The organism is Mesorhizobium sp. M2A.F.Ca.ET.037.01.1.1, from assembly GCF_003998075.1.
Taxonomy (GTDB): Bacteria; Pseudomonadota; Alphaproteobacteria; order Rhizobiales; family Rhizobiaceae; genus Mesorhizobium.
Genome location: NZ_RZSA01000547.1, coordinates 1 through 4525, shown reverse-complemented (window position 1 = coordinate 4525; position 4525 = coordinate 1). Strand labels below are relative to the sequence as shown.

Sequence of the window (4525 nt, the reverse complement as noted above, 5' to 3'; positions counted from 1 at the left end):
GTCATGGACAGGTTCGGCCGCTTCCTGCCGGTCGGCTTCTACTACCGCACCTTCATGGGCCCGCGCCGCGACAGCTGGCTGAAATTCTGGGAGCCGATGATCCGCCGCAAGGCGGGCCTCGGCGTGGTCGACACCAAGGCTCCGCACCGGCATTTCGACAAGACGCATCTGCATTGCGACGTGCTCGTCGTCGGCGCCGGCCCGACGGGACTGAGTGCCGCGATCGCCGCCGCCGAGGCCGGCGCCGACGTTGTGCTGTGCGACGAGAATCCCGAGGTCGGCGGCGTGCTGAGCTATGGCCGCTATGATCCGGCCGTCCTCTCCGGCCTGTCGTCACGGCTCGCATCGCTGCCCAATCTCAAGCTGCTGACCGGCACCGTCTGCAATGGCTGGTACGAGGACAATTGGCTGCCGCTGATCGAGGGCGATCGCCTCCATCGGACACGCGCCCGGGAGGTGATCCTCGCGACTGGAGCCATCGAGCAGCCGGCCGTCTTCCGAAACAACGACCTGCCGGGGATCATGCTCGGCGGAGCCGCGCAGCGCCTGATCCGCCACTATGGCGTGCGGCCTGGCGACAGTGCCGTGGTGCTGGCCGCCCATGACGACGGCTACCGGACGGCGCTCGATCTGCTGGACGCCAGCGTATCGGTCGTCGAGCTAGTCGATCCGAGACCTGCCGGCGCTACCAGTCCGCTGGAAGCTGAGCTCCGGGGCAAGGGCGTCGCCATCCGCAAAGGCGTAACCGTGGAGGCGGCGGAAGGCACGGCCGGCAACCGTCACCTCGCCCGCGTCCGTATCGGCGGAAGCTGGATCGCGTGCGACCTGCTGACGGTTTCGATCGGCAGCGCGCCGGCATGGCAATTGCCCTGCCAGGCTGGCGGCAAGGTCGGCTACGACGCCGCCACGCACATGATGACGATCACGCTTCCTCAAGGTCCCGTCCATCTCGCCGGCGCCGTTGCCGAGGAGGACGCCATCGCCAGCGGCCGGCGCGCGGCGGCTGCCGCGCTCTCGCGCCTCGGTCATGCGGTCACCGAAGAGCTTCCGGTAGCCAATCCAAAGAGCGCCCGGCCACGCTATGTGCAGCCGATCCTCGCCGATCCCAAGGGACGCGATTTTGTCGATTTCGACGAGGACCTGCAGGTCAAGGACCTCCAGAACGCCACCAAGGACGGCTATCGCGAGATCGAGCTGGTCAAGCGCTTCACCACTGTCGGCATGGGCCCGAGCCAGGGACGCCATTCGGCGCTGGCGACCGCCCGGATCGTCGCGGAGGCAACCGGCCGGACGGTCGGCGAGATCGGCATCACCACGGCGCGTCCTCCCGTGGGGCCGGAAACGCTCGGCGTGCTTGCCGGCCATCACGAAACGCTGGAGCGCCGCACGGCGCTGCATGCGCGGCACCTCGCGCTGAACGCCGCGATGAAGCCGGTCGGCGCATGGTGGCGGCCCTATTACTATGGTGACGCCAGCAGTGCTGACGAAGCCGTCCGCGAAGAAATCCTGGCGGTGCGCGAAGGCGTCGGCCTGCTCGACGTCTCGACGCTCGGCAAGCTGGAGATCCGCGGGCCGGACGCCGGCGAGTTCCTCGATCGCCTCTACACGATGGCGCATGCCAGCCAGCCTGTCGGCCGCGTGCGCTACTGCCTGATGCTCAACGAGATGGGCTCGGTGGTCGACGATGGCGTCGCCTACCGGATGGCGCAGGACCAGTTCTATGTGACGGCAACCACCGGCGCGGTGGCGCGCGTCTATGCCGACATGCTGTTCTGGAATGCCGAGTGGCGACTGAAGGTCGACGTGCTCAACCTCACCGGCGCCTTCTCAGGCCTCAACGTCACCGGACCCAAGGCGCGCCAGGTGCTCGAAACGCTGGAGAGCGACATCGATTTCAGCCGCGACGCCTTCCCCTATCTGAGCGGCCGCGAAGGCACGGTCGCCGGCGTGCCGGTGCGGGTGATGCGCATCGGCTTCACCGGCGAGCTCAGCTACGAATTGCATTGCCCCTCAAGCCTGGCGCCCAGCCTGTGGGACGCGGTGATGGCCGCGGGCAAGCCGCACGGCTTGCGCCCCTACGGCCTGGAGGCGTCGCGCATATTGCGCCTGGAGAAGGGCCACATCCTGATCGGCCAGGACACGGATGCGATCACCACGCCCGACGAATTAGGCTTCGGCTGGGCGGTTTCGAAGAAGAAGCCGTTCTTCGTCGGCAAGCGCTCCATCGAGATGCGCGCAAGGCTCGGCCAGACCCGCAAGCTGGTCGGGCTGCAATTCCCCGCCGGCGCCAGCAACATCCCCGGCGAAAGCTGCCTGGTGCTGCGCAATGGCGCTCCCGTCGGCCAGATCACCTCGGTCGGATATTCGCCATCGCTCGAGCGCCACATCGCGCTCGCCTATGTTCATGTCGACGACCAGGCGGAAGGCAGCCGCGTGACGGTGAAGTGCCGCAATGGCGAGCTGGTGGAGGCGCCGGTCGTCGACCACGCCTTCTTCGACCCGACCAATGCGCGGCAGGAGATGTAGATGGCCGCTAGCGTAGCAACTCGCATTTATCCTTTCATGCCCAGCGGCGCGGCGGACGGCACGACGCAGCTGATTTCCGGTGCGGTCGCGCTGAACGACCTTACCGCCAGCCCGCGCTTCGGCCTGAAAGGCGGCGGCAGCGCCGACTGGCTCGGCCAGCACGGCATTCCCATCCCCGGAGTCAACCGCATCGGCGAGCATCGCGGTATGAGGGTCCTTCGGCTCGGCAATGAGGACATCCTGCTCCTCGCGGAGGACGCCGCGGAAACTCTCGCCGATGTTAAAGCTATCTGGCAGGCCGCCCCGGCGCCGAAAGGCTACTCGTCATGGCGCGAGGAAGGCTGGGCATGGATGCGGCTTTCCGGCCCCCGCCTCGCCGAAGCGATGTGCAGTCTTTGCGCGCTGGACCTGAGATCGCAAAAATTCGGCGCCGATGATATCGCCCAGACCCGCGTCGGCCATATCGAGGCCGTGACGTTCCGTTCGCCGGCAGGTTTCGACATACTCTTCGACATCACGGCTTCGGCCTACTTCGCCCGCGCCGTTGCGGCGGTGGCCGGCCACACAGCATAGAGGATAGTCATGACCCGCCCGCAAGGAACCATCGCCCCCATCCTGACGCCGTTCGAAGACGACGGCCGCATCGCGCGCGATCTCTGGATCTCCCACGCCAAATGGGTGCTCGGCCGGGGCGCGCATTTCCTCTCGCCCTTCGGCACTACCGGCGAAGCGCTCTCGGTTTCGCTGCGCGAACGCATGCAAGCGCTGGAATGGCTGCTCGAGGCTGGTATCGCGCCCGACCGGCTGATGCCCGGCACTGGTGTGACCGCGCTTCCCGAAACAGTCGAATTGTCGGCGCATGCCGTCGGCCTCGGCTGCGCCGCGGTCATGGTGCTGCCGTCCTTCTTCTACACCGGCGCAGGCGACAATGGTCAGGCGCGCTATTACAGCGAGCTGATCGAAAAGGTGGCAAAACCTTCGATGCGGGTGATCCTCTACCATATCCCGCAAAATTCCGGCGTGCCGGTCAGCCCGGCGCTGACAGCCAGACTGAGCAAGGCCTTTCCGGACACGGTCGTCGCCTACAAGGATAGCGCCGGCGACTGGAACAACACCGCCGCCGTCATCGCCGCCGCGCCCGATATCTCCGTGTTCCCAAGCTCGGAGGCGCAACTCACCAAGGGTCTTGCCAGCGGCGCGGCCGGCTGCATCTCGGCCACGGTCAATCTGAACGCCGCCGCCATCCGCCGCCTCTACGATGCGGCAAGGAAGGGCGAAGACGTCATGGAGGCGGATGCAGCCGTCAAGGCGTTCCGAAAGGTGATCCAGGACGCCGGGCTGATCCCGGCGATGAAGGCGGTGCTTGCGGTCAAGTCCGGCGACCGGCGCTGGCTAAACCTGCGCGCGCCGCATGAGAATGCGACGTTGGAAAACGGCAGGGCTTTGCTTGTCGAGCTCGGCAGTGCTGCCGACCATATCGGCGGCAATTGAGGTCGCGATGTCGGCGCGCCCAACAATCATCCTGCACACCGACAAGCTGGCGGGTGCGCTTGCCGTGCTCGCCGAGACGCATCCGGACCTCGAAGTCCATGCCTGCGATACCTATGCCGGCCTCCCAGCCCTGATCGAACAGATCAGCGCCGAGGTGGTCTATTCGATCCGTTTCGACGGCACGCCGCGCTATCCGCGCCAGGCGCTGACCGAGAGCCCGACGGTGAAATGGGTGTCGATCGGCGGCTCCGGCACCGATCATCTCGGGCGCTGGGATCCGGCGCATGTTATGGTCACGAATTCGGCCGGCGTCGCCGCAGGCATGCTGGCCGAATATGCGTTGGGCGCGATGCTCTCCTTCTCCCTCGACCTGCGCGGTTTCGAACGCCGGCAGCAGGCCCGCCAATGGGGCGGCGGCCGCGTCGAGCCGATCGAGGGCAAGACCCTCCTCATCATCGGCCTCGGCAAGACCGGCGAGGCCGTCGCGCGCCGCGCCCAGGCGATGGGC

The 4525-nt window shown here is 67.0% G+C and carries 4 protein-coding genes; all 4 read left to right on the top strand.

The window, feature by feature from the left end; translation table 11 throughout:
* A partial coding sequence (locus tag EOA27_RS23740) for a glycine cleavage T C-terminal barrel domain-containing protein (protein WP_127257384.1) occupies positions 1 to 2526 on the top strand: 2526 nt, incomplete at its 5' end.
* Positions 2527 to 3099: a hypothetical protein gene (locus EOA27_RS23735; protein WP_126082267.1), complete on the top strand. Its 573-nt coding sequence runs from the start codon at positions 2527 to 2529 to the stop codon at positions 3097 to 3099.
* 9 nt (positions 3100 to 3108) lie between these two features.
* Positions 3109 to 4017, top strand: a complete 909-nt coding sequence (locus tag EOA27_RS23730) for a dihydrodipicolinate synthase family protein (protein WP_126082266.1) — start codon at positions 3109 to 3111, stop codon at positions 4015 to 4017.
* On the top strand, positions 3989 to 4525 hold a 537-nt coding region (locus EOA27_RS23725; RefSeq protein WP_281059474.1), incomplete at its 3' end, for an NAD(P)-dependent oxidoreductase. The genes EOA27_RS23730 and EOA27_RS23725, both read left to right, overlap by 29 nt.